Source organism: Clostridiales bacterium FE2011 (assembly GCA_017569305.1).
Lineage (GTDB): Bacteria > Bacillota > Clostridia > Christensenellales > Aristaeellaceae > Aristaeella.
Map to the genome: position 1 here is coordinate 1484603 of CP069418.1, position 15166 is coordinate 1499768.

Genomic DNA, 15166 nt, shown 5'->3' on the forward strand with positions numbered 1-15166 from the left:
CAGAATCTTTGATTCCGGAGAGAAAACATTTTTCGTTCTTGTCTGCATCCTGTTTTGTGCTATAATGGCACCCGTGTGCGCAAAAACGCACCGATGTAAGGAGTGAACAATACAAATGCGGACTGCAATATACGGAGCCGGTTCCCTGGGAACGGTGATGGGAGCCTATCTGACCCGGGAGGGCGTCCCGGTTGACCTGATCAACCGGAATCACGCCCATGTGGACGCCCTGAACCGATCCGGCGCCCACATCACGGGAACCGTTGATATGACCGTTCCGGTCAACGCCCTCCTGCCGGAGGATATGACCGGCAAATACGATATCATTTTCCTCATGACCAAGCAGCTGAATAACCACGAAACCGTCGCGTTCCTGAAAAACTACCTGGCCGGGGACGGCGTCATCGTCACCATGCAGAACGGCATTCCCGAGGACAGCATCGCGGAAATCGTTGGTCCTGAACATACCATCGGCGTCACCGTGGAATGGGGTGCCACCATGACCGCCCCCGGCAGCAGCCGGCTGACCTCCGATCCTGAAAGCCTTTCCTTCCATATGGGCAGCATGCCCGGCATTCCGGATAACAAGCTGGAGCAAGTCAAATCCGTGCTCGAGAAAATGTGCCCCGTGGTCATTGAAAACAACCTCCCCGGCGCCCGCTGGTCCAAACTGCTGATCAACGCCACCTTCTCCGGCCTGGGCACCGTCATGGGCGGAACCTTCGGGGATGTGGCAAAGGATCCGGAAGCCCGGAACCTCGCGGCCTCCTGCATGAAGGAAGTGATCGACGTGGGCCGTGCCGCCGGCGTCACTTTTGCCCCGGTCCAGGGCAAGGATCTCGTCAGCCTCTTCTACTGGTCCAATCCCTTCAAGAAAATGCTGGCCAAGCTGATCATGCCCATTGCCATGAAGAAGCATGCCGCCATCGAGCCCTCCATGCTGCAGGACCTGAAGAAGCATAAGCCCTGCGAAATCGACGCCATCAACGGTGTGGTCTGTGAAAAAGGCAGCCTGGAAGGCATTCCCACCCCGCTCAACGACCGGATCGTAAAGATCATCCATGAAATCCAGGAAGGCAAAAGAAAGCCCTCCAGGGAAAACCTGAAGGAACTGGAAATGTGCCCGAATCTCTGATCCCGGCATCATCATAAAACCGGAGCAGTTTACACTGCTCCGGTTCTTTTTTACTTGTTCTTCAGCCGTTTGTCCAGCCGTGCGGCCAGCCAGGTTCCGGAAGACTGGATGATCTGGGTAATCACCACCAGCACGATCACCGCCAGGTACAGTACCGCGTAACGGTACCGCTGGTATCCGTAGGCCAGGGCCAGCTTACCGAGACCGCCGCCGCCTACCGCGCCGGACATGGCCGTATAGCCCATGATGGTTGTAATCGCCAGCGTGATATTGGTCACCAGGCTGGGGACGCTTTCCGGCAGCATCACATGCAGGACGATCTGCATGGGGGACGCGCCCATGGACTGGGCCGTCTCAATAATGTTGGGATTCACTTCACGCAGGCTGGATTCCACCAGTCGCGCAATGAACGGGAACGCGGCAATGGTCAGCGGGACAATGGAAGCCACCGTACCCAGAGAAGTTCCGACGATCACACGAGTCAGCGGAATAATCATCACCATCAGGATAATGAACGGAATGGAACGCAGCAGGTTAATCAGCACGTTCAGGAATCCCATCAGTGAGGCCGGCAGGGGCCGGATGCCCTTCTTTTCGCCTGTCACAAGCAGCACACCCAGCGGCAGGCCGATGATCACGGCAAAAAGTGTGGCAAGCAGGGTGGAATAAAGGGTTTCCCAGATAGCAAAGGGGAATTCGTTCTGCAGGCATTCCCAGGCTTCCTGCAGGCGTTCCGGGGTAAAAGCATTGGCAAAGTTATTCATGCTTCCACCTCCTTCGCGGCGTATTCCGCTTCAACCTGTACGGTAATATCCGGTGTGGCGCTCAGGTAGGTAACTGCTTTGGCCAGGTTCTCCGGTGAGCCTGGAATATCCAGCAGCATATAGCCGTAGGCACGGTCTCCCACCGAACGGGTGGAAGCGCCGAGAATACTTGCCATAATGCCGCAGTCTATTGCCATCTTTGCGATCAGGGGCTCCCGGGACGCCACAGCGCCGTTGAAAATCACCCGTATACGCTGTCCGCCTTCCGGGAAAACAGAACCGCCGTCCGCGCTTTCCGGATAGATCAGGTTCCGGGTCGCGTTGGCACGGGGATTGGAGAAGACCTCCGCCACGCCGCCTTCCTCCACCACTTCGCCGTTTTCCAGGATTGCCACACGGTTGCAGACCTCCTGTACAACGCTCATCTGGTGGGTAATAACGATCACGGTGATCCCCAGTTTTTTATTGATATCCCGGATCAGCTCCAGGATGGAATGCGTTGTTTTCGGATCCAGCGCGGATGTCGCCTCGTCGCACAGGAGCACATCCGGTTCCGTCGCCAGCGCACGGGCGATGGCCACACGCTGCTGCTGGCCGCCGGACAGCTGGGCCGGATAGCTGTTGGCCTTATCCGGCAGGTCCACCAGTGCCAGCAATTCCCGTGCTTTTGCTTCCGCCGTCTTCCGGTCAATTCCGCCAAGCCGGAGGGGCAGCATCACGTTCTTCAGGCAGGTCCGCTGCATCAGCAGGTTAAAGCCCTGGAAGATCATGGTGATCTTCCGCCGCATGGCACGCAGGTCCTTCTGTTTCAGTGCGCCGATATCCTTGCCGTTTACCAGCACAGAACCCTCCGTGGGTCTCTCCAGCATGTTGATGCACCGTACCAGCGTACTCTTACCGGCGCCGCTCATGCCGATGATCCCGTAGATATCCCCGTCCTGGATCGTCAGGTTGATGTGGCGCAGCGCGTCCACAGACCCATCCATCGTCTCAAACTGCTTGGACAGATTCTTCAGCTCAATCATGTCAAAGCCTCCGTCTTCCCGAAATACAACCTATTATAGTAAGAAACCGCTTCAAAGCGCAATCCCTTTTTCCGATGGAAAAGGCATCCGGGGTTTTCCCGGATGCCTTTGTCTTCAAAGCCTGAAGATTATTCAGCCAGTCCCAGCGCAGCCAGGTCAGCCTGCTGTCCGGCATAGAGGCCCATGGGCTCCACATGAACACCGGCGATGGTCACCAGGTTGGTGCCGTTGTTGGCGTTGAAGTCATCCTGGTAGGGCTGATGGGCGAAGAAGTTCGCGAAAGCGTCTCCGTCGTTCACAGCGGTGTTGGGAGTCACATAGTCATCCACCACGGTCACTTCCACGTTGATTTCCTTCTCAGCCAGGATGTCCTTGACAATCGCCAGCACAAAGGAGTGGGGATCCAGCGTGGCAACCACTTTGATGGTCTCGCCCTTCAGTGCGTCGTAGTCCACGGTGGCATCGAAACCGTCGGTGGGATTCTCCACCACGGAGATGGCCTGGCCTTCATAGGAAGCGAAGTAGTCCACAACCTTCTGGCTCAGCGCTGCAGCAGCCAGGGCCTTAGCCTTGTCGCTGTCCTTGTCCGCTTCGTTCACGCTGATCACGTTCACGTAAGGGGATTCGGCATTCTCATACAGCAGGGCGGCAGGCAGTTCGGCAGCCAGGGCATAGTTGCCGTTGATGATGGCGTAGTCCACATCGGGCAGGGCGTTGGGAACCAGCGCGGCTTCCACTTCGACAAACTCGATGTTCAGGGGATTCTCGGTAATATCTTTCACCGTTGCGGTGATACCGGCGTTTTCGTCAACCTTCAGCAGTCCGTATGCCTGCAGCAGCAGGAGGGCACGGCCTTCGTTGGTAGCGTCATTGGGAACGGCAATCTTGATACCGTCGGCGAAAGCGGCAGTCAGGGACAGGGTCAGTACCAGGGCAACCAGCAGAGCAATGATCTTTTTCATGGGAGTATCTCCTTTCATATTTCAAAACATAGTTTCAATCAGTTTAATCGGGGCGACGCATTCGATTCAGGCAACATCGGCACATTCGATCGTCCCGCCAGGTTGTTTTTCCTTTCACAGCGTCTCCCTCCCTCGTTCGTTGATGGTACGTATTATAGCCGCCGGATTTTCCCCTGTCCAATACCTGTAAACAATACGTTGTTATAGGCTGAATCTATAATATATACTGTATACAAGATTGATCCTTATAACCTGTTTTTCTCTTAAAGTGGGGATTATGTGTCGTTTTGTGTTCAATCAACCGACGATCTTTTTTATATTGTGTCATGACATATGCAGTATTGTGCTGAATTTGTGTAAAAATGTGGGGATTGCAAATTGTACTTGCCCATTCTTAACCAGTTAATGCTTCCCTGTTGACAGTCTCCATTTCTTCTGCTATTATTCAGTTAAACGATTAAACGATTGTTTAATCGTAATGAAAGTGAGGTGCCTTGATCATGAAAAAGACCTATAAAATCGAAGTGGACTGCGCAAACTGCGCCAATAAGATGGAAGATGCTGCCCGGAACACCGCCGGTGTAAAAGAAGTCACCGTCAACTTCATGGCCCAGAAAATGATTGTTGAATTTGACGAAGGCACCGAGGCCTCTGCCGTTATGAAGAATGTGCTTTCCGCCTGCAAAAAGGTGGAAGAGGATTGCGAAATCTACCTTTAATGGATACACCCCGGTAAACCATCCGGGTAAAGGAGCGGACATATGACAAAAAAGCAGAAGAAGATGCTGATCCGGATTCTCATCGCCGCAGCACTGATGCTGGTCCTTCGGTTTGTGCCGCTGCCGGTTTCCGGAATTCCGCTGTTCCTGCTCTGGCTGATTCCCTACTTTATCATCGGCTATGATATCCTGCGAAAGGCCTGGAAGGGCATCCTGAACCGCCAGGTTTTCGATGAAAACTTTCTCATGGCCGTGGCCACCCTCGGCGCCTTGGCCATCGGCCTGCTGAAAACCGGCGATTATGACGAGGCCGTCGCCGTAATGCTGTTTTACCAGATCGGCGAACTGTTCCAGAGCTATGCCGTAGGCAAAAGCCGCCGGAATATCAGCGAGCTGATGGACATCCGGCCGGATTACGCCAACGTTGAGCAGGACGGACAACTGGTAAAGGTGGATCCGGACGAGGTGGAAATCGGCACCGTCATCACGGTGAATCCCGGGGAAAAGATCCCGCTGGACGGCATTGTGGAGGATGGAGAATCCAGCCTGAACACCAGCGCCCTGACCGGGGAAAGCGTTCCCCGGGATGTGAAGCCGGGAGATGAAGTCATCAGCGGCTGCATCAACATGAGCGGCCTGCTGCGCATCCGGACCACCAAGGTCTTCGGGGAATCCACCGTCAGCAAGGTGCTGGACCTGGTGGAGAACGCCTCCTCCCGCAAGTCCCGCTCCGAGAACTTCATTGCTCGTTTCGCCCGGTATTACACTCCGGTGGTCGTCTTCAGCGCGCTTGCGCTGGCGCTGCTTCCTCCCCTGGTTCGTCTGGTCATCGGACAGTCACCGGAATGGGGCAACTGGATTTACCGCGCCCTGACCTTCCTGGTTATCAGCTGTCCCTGCGCGCTGGTCATCAGCATCCCGCTGAGCTTCTTCGCCGGTATCGGCGGCGCGGGTAAGGCCGGCATCCTGGTCAAGGGCTCCAATTACCTGGAGGCGCTGGCCAGCACCGGAACGGTGGTCTTTGACAAAACCGGCACCCTGACCATGGGCGTCTTCGACGTGGTGGACATCCATCACAGTGAGCTGGACCGGGAAACCATGCTGGAATACGCCGCCCTGGCGGAAAGCGCCTCTTCCCATCCCATCGCCGTCAGCATCCGGAAGGCCTGGGGCAAACCCATCGACCTGTCCCGGGTAGGCAAAGTGGAGGAGATCGGCGGGAACGGCGTTGTCGTGGAGATTGACGGCCGCCAGGTGGCTGCCGGAAACAGCCGGCTTATGCGCCATCTGGGTATCGAACCCATTGAATGCCACAGCGCCGGCACCATCGTCCACATGGCAATTGGCAATGCGTACGCGGGACACATCGTCATTTCTGACGTTATCAAACCCGATGCCGCAGACGCCATTGCCGCCCTGAAACGGGCCGGCGTCCGTTCCACGGTCATGCTGACCGGCGACGGTCCTTCCGCTGCCGCCCAGGTTGCGGAAGCCCTGGGCATCGACCGGGTCCACAGCGACCTGCTACCGGGTGACAAGGTGGAAAAGGTAGAGGAACTGCTCAGTGCAAAGAAGCCCGGTGAAACCCTGGCCTTTGTGGGTGACGGCATCAATGACGCACCGGTACTCAGCCGGGCGGACCTGGGAATCGCCATGGGCGCCATGGGCTCGGACGCCGCCATTGAAGCCGCGGACGTTGTCCTCATGGACGATGATCCCCTGAAGGTTTCCAAAGCCATCCGGATTGCCCGCAAGTGCATGGGCATCGTCCGGGAAAACATCATTTTCGCCCTGGGCATCAAGCTCGCCTGCCTGGTACTCGGAGCGCTGGGTATCGCCAATATGTGGCTGGCTGTCTTTGCCGACGTGGGCGTGATGATCCTGGCTGTGCTCAATGCCATCCGCGCCCTGTTTGTCCGGAACCTGTAACACGGAAGGAGAATGCGACATGGAAGAGAAAAAGCTGCCCCATGACCACCATTGCGGGATCGAAGAGCAGTTCGATCATATGCCTGCCCCGGAAGCTTTCGGCGCCACCGCCGAGCTCTTCAAGCTGCTGGGCGACCCGACCCGTGTCCGGCTTTTCTGGCTGCTCTGCCACTGCGAGGAATGCGTGCTGAACCTGTCTGTGATGATGAACATGTCCAGCCCCGCCCTTTCCCACCACCTGAAGCTGCTCAAAGCCTGCGGGCTCATCGTCAGCCGCCGGGAAGGCAAGGAAGTCTATTACCGTGCCGCGGACAATGTGCAAGCTGCCGAACTGCATCACGTCATCGAACATGTAGCGGAGATCGCCTGCCCGGATTAATCCTGAATAAGCGAAAAGATATGAGGGGACGGTTCAGAACCGTCCCCTTTCGCATAAAATGCTGTAGCGGTTTGGCCTGATCTGTCGTATAATGGCGTCAGCTTACAGACGCACAAAACCCGGCAGGAGAAAAAGATGAACGCGAGAGAATTTCTGGATATTCTGCATATGGCCGAACGGCTGAAGGATACCCCGCGGCACTGCACCACGTCGAAGGGAAGAACGGAAAGTGTTGCCGAGCACAGCTGGAGGATCTCCCTGATGGCATTCCTGCTCCGGCACGAGTTTCCGGAGCTCGATATGGATAAAGTAGTGGATATGTGCCTGATCCACGATCTGGGGGAATGCTTTACCGGGGATATCCCGACCTTCCTGAAGACCAGTGCGGACAGGGAAACCGAGGATTCGCTGCTGGATCAGTGGGTGAAATCCCTGCCGGCGGAAGTGTCCGCCGACCTGGCTGCCCTGTACCGGGAAATGGACGCCCAGGAGACCATGGAATCCAAAGTCTATAAAGCCATGGACAAGCTGGAGGCTTTAATCCAGCATAATGAATCTCCCTTGAACACCTGGTCGGACAATGAGTATGAGCTGAACAAAACCTACGCCTTTGATACCGTGGTCTTCTCCGACTGGCTGATGAACCTGCGGAAAGAAATCCTTGCGGATACCCTGGTGAAGATGGAGACAGAAAAGCCGCTCACGAAGGAAAACAAAGCGGGAAAGAGCAGTCCGCCAAAACCGGTCCGTAAACCCGAAGCACAGTCCAAAGCTGCCCCGGCGAAGCCCCGCACGAAAGTGGCGATCCGCAGGCCTGACCGTGCTGCATGGAAGGCTGACGGGGAATTTGAGGCTCCTGTACCGGCACCTGCCGTCCCTGCTCCTGTAAGAAAAGCAATGGAAGCAAAAGAAACAGGCGATGCAGCCCGGCGCAACCGGGCGCTGGTGGCGGACCTGGAAAGGGATGCCATGATCGCTGCCAAGGAGGCCGACATGCCGACTATCCGGTTCCCGGAGAATGATGACAAATATAATGTTTCCCGGAAGCATAAAAAAGATCAGGCCTGAGGCCTGATCTTTTCGTTTATCTTTCTTCAGATATCATATTTTTTCAGCAGCAGATCCAGTCCTTCCCGCAGCAGGATGGCTTCCCCGACGCCTTCCCGCTTCGCCAGCTTGGCCAGCCGCTGCAGCTGGTCCTGGGTGAAATGGCTGGTCTTGGGCACCATTTTTTCTTCCTTGGCCATGGTCACCTTGTTACCACCGGCAACCTTTGCCCGGTAAAGCGCGCCGTCCGCCTTCCGGATCAGTTCCGCGCAACGGCTGGCGTCCTCAAATGCCGTCGCCATGCCGATGGTGATGGTCTGCCGTTCCCCGTCCGGCGTTTTTACGCTGTAGTTGTTCTTCAGGTCGTTCAGCAGCAGGAAGATTTCCTCCCTCTCCAGCGTTCCCCGGAAGATGACGCCGAATTCGTCCCCGCCGATCCGGAAAACCTTCGCGCCCTCCGGCAGGTTGTCCCGGATATATTTCCCTGCCTCGATCAGGATCTGGTCTCCTGTTTCCCGGCTGAAGTCCTTGTTGATATGGTCAAACCGGTCACAGTCAATCAGGGCAATGGCCACCACTTCGCCGTTCGCTTCCGCGTCCGAATTCAGGATCCCGGTCAGTTCCTCGTCAAAAGCGTCTCCGACCGGGAACTGCAGTGCATCGTTCACCGCTGAAATCTTCTTTTCCGCGTGGATCCGTCCCAGTGCCTTATGTTCTTCCGCGGTAATCGGTCTCACCTTTTCGTTCTTCGCTGCCATGTTATATTCTCCTTTTGGTAATTTTCTGTGATATTATTTCTAAAATAATATCTGTTTGCTAATATGTATCACATCATTCTTTTTCTGTCAATACCCAAAACAAAAAATCCGGAAAAACTTTCCGGATTTTCCTTGCATTCCGTCAAATGCAGCAAAACAAATCATCACATCAGAGCGTCCGGGCTGTAACCCGGCGCTCTGATATTTCATGTGTGAAGCACATTTCATATTCGACAAAGTCGAATATTTCACATCAGCCGCAGGCTGATATTTCATTTCCGATTTAAGCCTGCGACTTAAACCGGAATACATTCCAGGATTCCTTCTTTAATACTGCGGTGAGAATTCCCTTTTCCGCCCGGGTATCTTCATTCCTGCGGGGCAGGATCCGGTCAGGGTGATCCCAGGTATTAGCCGCGTGCTCATCCTCCGCGAACATTTCAATGTGTTCCGCCAGCTTCCAGCCTTCAAAGCCGCGCACGTCCAGCTTCAGTTCCTGTTCCTCCGCCGGATCGCCGTTGATCACAAACACGGTCAGTTCCCCGGCTTCCTCGTTCAGCGCCGCGGCCGCCTGCACCGTTTGTACGCCGGTAAAGCCTCCATACTGGTTCATATCGTCAATGGCATATCCCGGAACGTCATAGGTATCACAGCTGACCTCACACTGCAGGGATACGCCTTTCGCCCAGCGGATCATCTGGGTAAAGGGATAATGGGCCGCACCCTTCCACACATGCTCCCGGTCCGTTACGCACAGTGCGCCGAGGCCGCCGGTGGCGCAGCCGATCTTGATCCGGTCCGCGTGGCGCAGCATCACCAGCATAGTGCTGGCCATACCCAGCGTCTGGAGCATTTCATGGTCCCTCGGCGGATTCCGGAGGGTGGACCAGTCGTCCGGATCATGCCGGACATAGGTCCTGCCGGGCACAAAGACGCCGAACATGTCCGCGTTCTGCCGTCCCGCCAGGCCCAGGTGCATTTCTCCCTTCGGCCGGATCATGCTGCCGTATTCATCCAGGGCCAGCATCATCTTCCGCGGGGAGCGGATCTTCGTCTTCACAAAATCGCACAGGGCGATCTCCGTACGGATATAATCCTCAAACGCCTGGTATCCTGCCAGCAGCGCCTGCGGCATTTCCGGAGGAGCCGGATGGTAATGATGCAGGGAGATATAATCCACCGCCGCGTAGCACTGTTCCAGCACCTGCAGGTCCCAGTCCGGATAATGATTCAGGAAGGGAGAACTGGATACACAGGCAATGGTCTCAATAGACGGATCCACCCATTTCATGGCCTTGCTGGTTTCATGCGCCAGCACGCCGTAGCCCCGGGGATCCTTTTCCCAGGACGCGATCTGCCACGGTCCGTCCATCTCGTTGCCCAGGCACCAGGTCTTGACCTTGTAAGGCTCCGCGTGGCCGTTTTTCTTCCTCAGATCTGACCACCAGGTTCCGCCCTGGAAGTTGGTATATTCCACGCAGTCCGCCGCGTCCTGCAGCGTCCCCGTTCCCAGGTTCACGGTATAGATTGCTTCCGTTCCGGCCTTTTCCGCCCACTGCAGGTACTCGTCATGGCCCACGTCGTTGGGAATATACTGGAACCACGCCATGTCCAGATGGGTTTTCCGCTGTTCTTTCGGGCCGATGGAATCCTTCCACTGCCAGCCGGATACAAAGTTTCCGCCCGGCAGGCGCACCGCCGGAAGCCCGGTTTCCTTCAGCGCTTCGTAGAAATCCTTCCGCAGTCCCTGTTCATCCGCCTCGGGATGCTTCGGGTTATACATACTGCCGTTGACCATGGATCCGATCGGTTCCAGAAACGCGCCGAACAGCCGTCCGGATATTTCCCCGATTTTAAATTCCGGATGAAGTGTTATCCCGGCCTTTTTCATTTCTTCTGTCTCCCTTTGTTTATTATTGCAGGCTGATGGCTGTAACGGTGAATTTCTTTCCTTCTTCCGTCACCCTGATTTCCAGCGTATGCTCCGCGGCCTCTTTTCCATCCAGAACCAGCGCTACTTCGCTCTGGCCCCATTTATCATTGCCGCCCCGGACCTTCCGGACCACCTTGCCGTCGATCAGGATCTCCGCCGTGCCGAAATCCTTGTTGTTGGTAGCTTTCCAGGCAACCAGGCATTTCCGGAAAACACCCTTTACTGTCAGCGGATCCATCGGATCCTTCACATCATGATAGAAATTCTTCCCGCAGACCTGACCGATCGGCTGGTTGCGGTAACTGGAAGAATCCGATCCCGGGAAACCGTTCCGTTCCACAATGAACTCATCCGTTTCCGTTTCACCGAAAATCGTCTTCAGGCCCATGAAGTCCGTTCCGTATACCGGCTTCACATCCAGATTCGGAGCTTCATCCGTTTTCGCTCCTGCCGCCTCCTCCACTGCCTGCATCAGGCAGTCTGTCATGATCCGGTGTCCCAGGGAGGTCGGATGGTATTCGTCGGCAAAGAAGCCTTCCGGCGTCAGTTTCTTGCCGATGTGGGCGTAGAATCCGTCCTTGATGGAAACCATCATCAGGTCATAGTTCTTCCCGATCTTCTTCAGTTCATCCTGCAGGTTGAACCCGTTCCGGAACACCGCAAACAGCAGGATCACCGTCGGCTCATTCGGCGCGTCCAGGATTTCCTTCACCATGGATTCAAAGCACCGGTGCCCGGTCGGCTCCTGCCAGTCATTCACGGAAAACTCAATCACCACGATATCCGGCAGTCCGTCCGCGTCCGTACCCGGTACCCGGTTCACAATCTCCCGCTGATAACGCATATAACCAAAGGGAGAAGGCGTTCCGCCCACACCCGCGTTGACAAAGCACACATTGGAGCCGTCCTCTGCGCCGTAGGCCTTCTTAAACCTGTCGTGGAACCGGGCTGCCCAGCAGTCCTGATAAGTGCCGGCTCCCGCGCCTTCCGTAATGGATCCGCCGATGGTGGCCAGCGTGACTACCTCACCGCGCTGTGCCCGGGCGATGACATTCTTCAGCCTAGCGTTGTTTCCCGTGCTCATGACGGAATCCTTCAGCGCCTGGAGGTACCATTCCTTTTCAAACATTGTTTTCTTTGTTTCTCCCCATGCGGTATTGGTCCACAGCAGCACCAGCACCGCCAGCGCCGCCGCCCATCTTTTCACTTTCATCTCTCCGGCTCCCCGTTTCAGATGCTTTGTTCATAGCATACCTGCGCCCGTCAGGCGCGTCAAGCACCAATCTTGCTCCCCCTTGCGGATTTCCGGCAACATCGTTACAATGTACTGCGGCGTGGTACCCAAGCCCCGCCGGTTGATACAGAAAGGACCCGTATAATGGAAAAAGAAAACCTTACCTGGGAGGAAGTCTCCACAGAGCATATCGTCCAGGACGAGTGGATTGACTTCCGCAAATCCGCCTACCGTTCCCCAGACGGCCGGATTTTCCAGCCTTATTACAGTTTTACCCGCCGGAACTACGTCGTGATTGTCGCCTCGGATGAGGAAGGACAGTTCCTGTGCGTCCGCCAGTTCAGGCACGGCATCAGGGAGGTCACCACTGAGTTCCCCGCCGGTGCCATTGAACAGAAGGATGGAGAGGATCCCGCGGAAGCCGCCCTGCGCGCCGCCAAAAGAGAGCTCCGGGAAGAAACCGGCTATGAATCCGATCACTGGCGCCCGCTGCTGACGATCCCGGCCAACGCCACCATCTGCGATAACTACGCCTGGCTTTTTGCCGCTGAAAACTGCCGGAAAACCTCCGTCCAGGAACTGGACGAGATGGAGCGGATCAATGTGCTGAAGCATTCCGCAGAAGAAATTGACGCCATGCTTGCAGGCGGCAGCTTCCCGCAGGCCGTCCACGCGCTGGCCTGGCTGCTGTCAAAACAGGCATAACCCCGGATATCATCATTAAAGAACCGTTCTATTTTTCCGGATTTGGAAGGATAGAACGGTTTTTTCTTTCCGATCAACTCTGTTTCCAGGCCGAAACGCAAGTAAAATCAATCCTGTAAGAACTATCCGAAAGAGGTGTTTCTCCGGGAGAAAAAAGAAAAAAGGGGTCTTCTCAAAATCGGTCAACGGAATTATGATGCCATTGACCGGATCGGTCAACGGAGGTGCACCATCCATGAATGAAAAGTTCTTTTCCCTGCCAGCGGAAAAGCAGCAGGCGATCCTGAATGCGGGATACCGGGTCTTTTCCCGGAACGCCTACAAGAACAGCCCTATGAGTGAGATCGCGGAGGCGGCAGGTATCAGCAAAGCCCTGCTGTTCCATTATTTTCACAACAAGAAGGAGCTGTACCTGTATCTCTGGGAAACAAGCGCCGAAACCACCATTGAGTACATGACCCGTTTCGGCTGCTATGACCGGACGGACCTGTTTGACGCCATGGAACTGGGAACCATTGCCAAACTGGAAATCATGCGGCTGTACCCGGATATGAGCAATTTCACCGTGAAAGCATTTTATGAAAAAGATCCGGAAGTATGCTCAGAGATCCAGGAAAGCTATCACCGGCATTTCAACCTGAAGGTTGACCGGATCCGGCTCAATCTGGAACCGGACCAGTTTGTCCCCGGGCTGGATATTCCGATGATGTACCGTGAAATGTACTGGGCCGCGGAAGGATACCTCTGGGAAATGCTGCAGGCCGGCGATCTGGACATTGACCGGGTTGAAAAGGATTTCCGGAAGCTGATGGCTTTCTGGAAAAACAATTACAAGAAAAAGGATTAAACACGGTTTCAGGCTGCAATCAGCCGGATGAACCGTATGAAAAGAGGGAGTCACTTGGAAAACAAAGCGATCTTCGCCGAAAACCTGACAAAGTTTTACGGCAAAGCCCGGGGTATTGACGGGTTGAATCTGGAAGTAGCCCCCGGTGAATTCTTCGGGTTCATCGGACCCAACGGTGCCGGGAAATCCACCACCATCCGCACCCTGCTGGGCCTGATTTCGCCGACTGCCGGCAAAGGCCGGGTTTTCGGTATGGATATTGTGAAGAACAAAAAAGCCATTCTGGAACGGGTCGGATACCTGCCCTCAGATACCGCCTTCTATAACGGCATGAAGGTCCGGGATATGCTGAAACTGTCCGCGGATCTGCGCCGGAAAGACTGCAGCGCCGCATCGGCGGAACTTTGTGAACGCTTGCAGCTGGATCGGGACAGGAAGGTGGAAGACCTGTCCTTCGGCAACCGGAAAAAAGTCGGCATCGTCTGCGCTCTGCAGCACGATCCGGAGCTGCTGATCCTGGACGAGCCTACCGGCGGCCTGGATCCCCTGATGCAGCACGAATTCTTCAGCATTCTCCAGGAGCATAACCGGAAGGGAGCCACCGTATTCCTTTCCAGCCATATCCTGTCTGAAATACAGCGTTACTGCAGCCGGGCGGCTGTTATCCGCGAGGGAAAGATTATCGCCTGCGACAGCGTGGAAAAGCTGGCCAAAACCGGTGCCCGCCGCGTTACCCTTCGGGGCAGCCTGAAACCGGACGCCCTGCCTGAAGCCCGGGACTGGAAGGAAGCGGACGGCGCGGTCAGCTTCCTCTACAACGGGGATATGAATCAGCTGGTCCGTACGCTGGCCGCCGCAGATATCCGCGAGCTGACTGTTGCGGAGCCGGATCTGGAAGAAATTGTCCTCCATTTTTATGAGAAAGGCGGTGACCAGGTATGACCCTGATCCGTCATGAACTGAAGCAGGCCTGGAAAGCGCTTCTGATCTGGACCCTGTCCATCGGCGCGTTTATCGTCATCTGCCTGTTTATGTATCCCGAGATGAAGAGCCAGATGAACAGCATCAGCTCCATCTTTTCCTCCATGGGCATGTTCTCCTCCGCTTTCGGGCTGGACACGCTGGACTTCGGTTCCCTGAAGGGATTCTACGGGATTGAATGCGGCAACATCCTCGGCATCGGCGGCGCGCTGTTTGCCGCACTGATCGGCATTGCCGCCCTGGCAAACGAAGAAAAGAACGGCACAGCGGAGTTCCTGCTGACACATCCCCTGCGCCGCACTGAAATCATCACTGCCAAGCTCATCTCCGTCCTGATCCAGACCCTGATCCTGAATGGGGCCGTCTGGCTCATGGCTGTCGGTTCCATCGCCGTCATCGGCGAGCCTGTTCCGTGGAAGGAAATCACGCTGCTTCATACAGCCTACTTCCTGCTGCAGGTGGAACTGGCCTGTGTCTGCTTCGGCATCTCCGCCTTCCTGTGGAAGGGCGGCATCGGCATCGGGCTGGGACTGGCCATCGCCCTGTATTTCATGAATATCATCGGCAACCTGACCAGCAAGGCCGACGTGCTGAAATACATCACACCCTTCGGTTATGCCGACGGCTCGGAGATTTTCAATAAAGGCGCCCTGGACGGCTGCAAGCTGCTGATCGGCCTTGCGGTTTCCCTCATTGGCGTCGCCCTGGCTTACTGGAAATACAATCAAAAAGATATCCGGTAATCCGC

General features: G+C 55.7%; 16 protein-coding genes. 9 read left to right on the plus strand and 7 right to left on the minus strand.

Annotated elements, in window-relative coordinates:
• Positions 1 to 115: 115 nt before the first annotated feature.
• Positions 116 to 1135, plus strand: coding sequence for a 2-dehydropantoate 2-reductase (locus tag JRC49_06905; protein ID QTE72525.1), 1020 nt, complete (start codon positions 116 to 118; stop codon positions 1133 to 1135).
• 50 nt (positions 1136 to 1185) lie between these two features.
• On the opposite strand, the gene JRC49_06910 is transcribed toward JRC49_06905, so the two are convergent.
• From JRC49_06910 to JRC49_06920, 3 genes are all read right to left on the minus strand, one after another.
• Positions 1186 to 1899 (minus strand): ABC transporter permease, encoded by a 714-nt coding sequence (locus JRC49_06910; protein ID QTE72526.1) that lies wholly within the window; start codon positions 1897 to 1899, stop codon positions 1186 to 1188.
• Complete coding sequence (locus JRC49_06915; protein QTE72527.1) at positions 1896 to 2924, minus strand: ATP-binding cassette domain-containing protein; 1029 nt, start codon at positions 2922 to 2924, stop codon at positions 1896 to 1898. Before JRC49_06915 ends, JRC49_06910 begins: the two co-directional genes overlap by 4 nt.
• Positions 2925 to 3052: 128 nt before the next feature.
• Entirely contained in the window at positions 3053 to 3904 is an 852-nt protein-coding gene (locus JRC49_06920; protein ID QTE72528.1) for a hypothetical protein, read from the minus strand.
• A gap of 482 nt (positions 3905 to 4386) precedes the next feature.
• Between JRC49_06920 and JRC49_06925 the strand changes: the two genes are divergently transcribed.
• The 4 genes from JRC49_06925 to JRC49_06940 all read left to right on the plus strand — a co-directional run bounded on the left by JRC49_06925 (position 4387) and on the right by JRC49_06940 (position 7981).
• Positions 4387 to 4605: a heavy-metal-associated domain-containing protein gene (locus JRC49_06925; GenBank protein ID QTE72529.1), complete on the plus strand. Its 219-nt coding sequence runs from the start codon at positions 4387 to 4389 to the stop codon at positions 4603 to 4605.
• A gap of 42 nt (positions 4606 to 4647) precedes the next feature.
• Positions 4648 to 6534, plus strand: a complete 1887-nt coding sequence (cadA, locus tag JRC49_06930; GenBank protein ID QTE72530.1) for a cadmium-translocating P-type ATPase — start codon at positions 4648 to 4650, stop codon at positions 6532 to 6534.
• A 19-nt stretch (positions 6535 to 6553) separates the two neighbouring features.
• Positions 6554 to 6913, plus strand: a complete 360-nt coding sequence (locus JRC49_06935) for a winged helix-turn-helix transcriptional regulator (GenBank protein ID QTE72531.1) — start codon at positions 6554 to 6556, stop codon at positions 6911 to 6913.
• Positions 6914 to 7048: 135 nt separating this feature from the next.
• Complete coding sequence (locus JRC49_06940) at positions 7049 to 7981, plus strand: HD domain-containing protein (GenBank protein ID QTE72532.1); 933 nt, start codon at positions 7049 to 7051, stop codon at positions 7979 to 7981.
• Positions 7982 to 8007: 26 nt separating this feature from the next.
• On the opposite strand, the gene JRC49_06945 is transcribed toward JRC49_06940, so the two are convergent.
• The 4 genes from JRC49_06945 to JRC49_06960 form a co-directional block, all read right to left on the minus strand.
• Positions 8008 to 8718, minus strand: a complete 711-nt coding sequence (locus JRC49_06945; GenBank protein ID QTE72533.1) for a GGDEF domain-containing protein — start codon at positions 8716 to 8718, stop codon at positions 8008 to 8010.
• An 87-nt stretch (positions 8719 to 8805) separates the two neighbouring features.
• A complete protein-coding gene (locus tag JRC49_06950; GenBank protein QTE72534.1) occupies positions 8806 to 8994 on the minus strand; it encodes a hypothetical protein in 189 nt (62 codons plus the stop codon).
• 7 nt (positions 8995 to 9001) lie between these two features.
• Positions 9002 to 10609 (minus strand): alpha-L-arabinofuranosidase, encoded by a 1608-nt coding sequence (locus JRC49_06955; GenBank protein QTE72535.1) that lies wholly within the window; start codon positions 10607 to 10609, stop codon positions 9002 to 9004.
• 22 nt (positions 10610 to 10631) lie between these two features.
• Positions 10632 to 11864, minus strand: a complete 1233-nt coding sequence (locus tag JRC49_06960; protein QTE72536.1) for an SGNH/GDSL hydrolase family protein — start codon at positions 11862 to 11864, stop codon at positions 10632 to 10634.
• 165 nt (positions 11865 to 12029) lie between these two features.
• On the opposite strand from JRC49_06960, the gene JRC49_06965 reads away from it, so the two are divergent.
• The 4 genes from JRC49_06965 to JRC49_06980 all read left to right on the plus strand — a co-directional run bounded on the left by JRC49_06965 (position 12030) and on the right by JRC49_06980 (position 15161).
• Entirely contained in the window at positions 12030 to 12590 is a 561-nt protein-coding gene (locus JRC49_06965) for an NUDIX hydrolase (GenBank protein QTE72537.1), read from the plus strand.
• Between the two features lie 235 nt (positions 12591 to 12825).
• Entirely contained in the window at positions 12826 to 13437 is a 612-nt protein-coding gene (locus tag JRC49_06970; protein ID QTE72538.1) for a TetR/AcrR family transcriptional regulator, read from the plus strand.
• A 36-nt stretch (positions 13438 to 13473) separates the two neighbouring features.
• Positions 13474 to 14379, plus strand: a complete 906-nt coding sequence (locus tag JRC49_06975) for an ABC transporter ATP-binding protein (GenBank protein ID QTE72539.1) — start codon at positions 13474 to 13476, stop codon at positions 14377 to 14379.
• Positions 14376 to 15161: an ABC transporter permease subunit gene (locus JRC49_06980; protein QTE72540.1), complete on the plus strand. Its 786-nt coding sequence runs from the start codon at positions 14376 to 14378 to the stop codon at positions 15159 to 15161. The genes JRC49_06975 and JRC49_06980 overlap by 4 nt, the downstream gene beginning before the upstream one ends.
• Positions 15162 to 15166 lie beyond the last annotated feature (5 nt).

Excerpts from the sequence above, each read along its gene's own strand:
- JRC49_06905 (QTE72525.1), top strand. The coding sequence starts at position 116 with ATGCGGACTGCAATATACGGAGCCGGTTCCCTGGGAACGGTGATGGGA.
- JRC49_06910 (QTE72526.1), bottom strand. The coding sequence starts at position 1,899 with ATGAATAACTTTGCCAATGCTTTTACCCCGGAACGCCTGCAGGAAGCC.
- JRC49_06915 (QTE72527.1), bottom strand. The coding sequence starts at position 2,924 with ATGATTGAGCTGAAGAATCTGTCCAAGCAGTTTGAGACGATGGATGGG.
- JRC49_06920 (QTE72528.1), bottom strand. The coding sequence starts at position 3,904 with ATGAAAGGAGATACTCCCATGAAAAAGATCATTGCTCTGCTGGTTGCC.
- JRC49_06925 (QTE72529.1), top strand. The coding sequence starts at position 4,387 with ATGAAAAAGACCTATAAAATCGAAGTGGACTGCGCAAACTGCGCCAAT.
- cadA (QTE72530.1), top strand. The coding sequence starts at position 4,648 with ATGACAAAAAAGCAGAAGAAGATGCTGATCCGGATTCTCATCGCCGCA.
- JRC49_06935 (QTE72531.1), top strand. The coding sequence starts at position 6,554 with ATGGAAGAGAAAAAGCTGCCCCATGACCACCATTGCGGGATCGAAGAG.
- JRC49_06940 (QTE72532.1), top strand. The coding sequence starts at position 7,049 with ATGAACGCGAGAGAATTTCTGGATATTCTGCATATGGCCGAACGGCTG.
- JRC49_06945 (QTE72533.1), bottom strand. The coding sequence starts at position 8,718 with ATGGCAGCGAAGAACGAAAAGGTGAGACCGATTACCGCGGAAGAACAT.
- JRC49_06950 (QTE72534.1), bottom strand. The coding sequence starts at position 8,994 with ATGAAATATCAGCCTGCGGCTGATGTGAAATATTCGACTTTGTCGAAT.
- JRC49_06955 (QTE72535.1), bottom strand. The coding sequence starts at position 10,609 with ATGAAAAAGGCCGGGATAACACTTCATCCGGAATTTAAAATCGGGGAA.
- JRC49_06960 (QTE72536.1), bottom strand. The coding sequence starts at position 11,864 with ATGAAAGTGAAAAGATGGGCGGCGGCGCTGGCGGTGCTGGTGCTGCTG.
- JRC49_06965 (QTE72537.1), top strand. The coding sequence starts at position 12,030 with ATGGAAAAAGAAAACCTTACCTGGGAGGAAGTCTCCACAGAGCATATC.
- JRC49_06970 (QTE72538.1), top strand. The coding sequence starts at position 12,826 with ATGAATGAAAAGTTCTTTTCCCTGCCAGCGGAAAAGCAGCAGGCGATC.
- JRC49_06975 (QTE72539.1), top strand. The coding sequence starts at position 13,474 with ATGAAAAGAGGGAGTCACTTGGAAAACAAAGCGATCTTCGCCGAAAAC.
- JRC49_06980 (QTE72540.1), top strand. The coding sequence starts at position 14,376 with ATGACCCTGATCCGTCATGAACTGAAGCAGGCCTGGAAAGCGCTTCTG.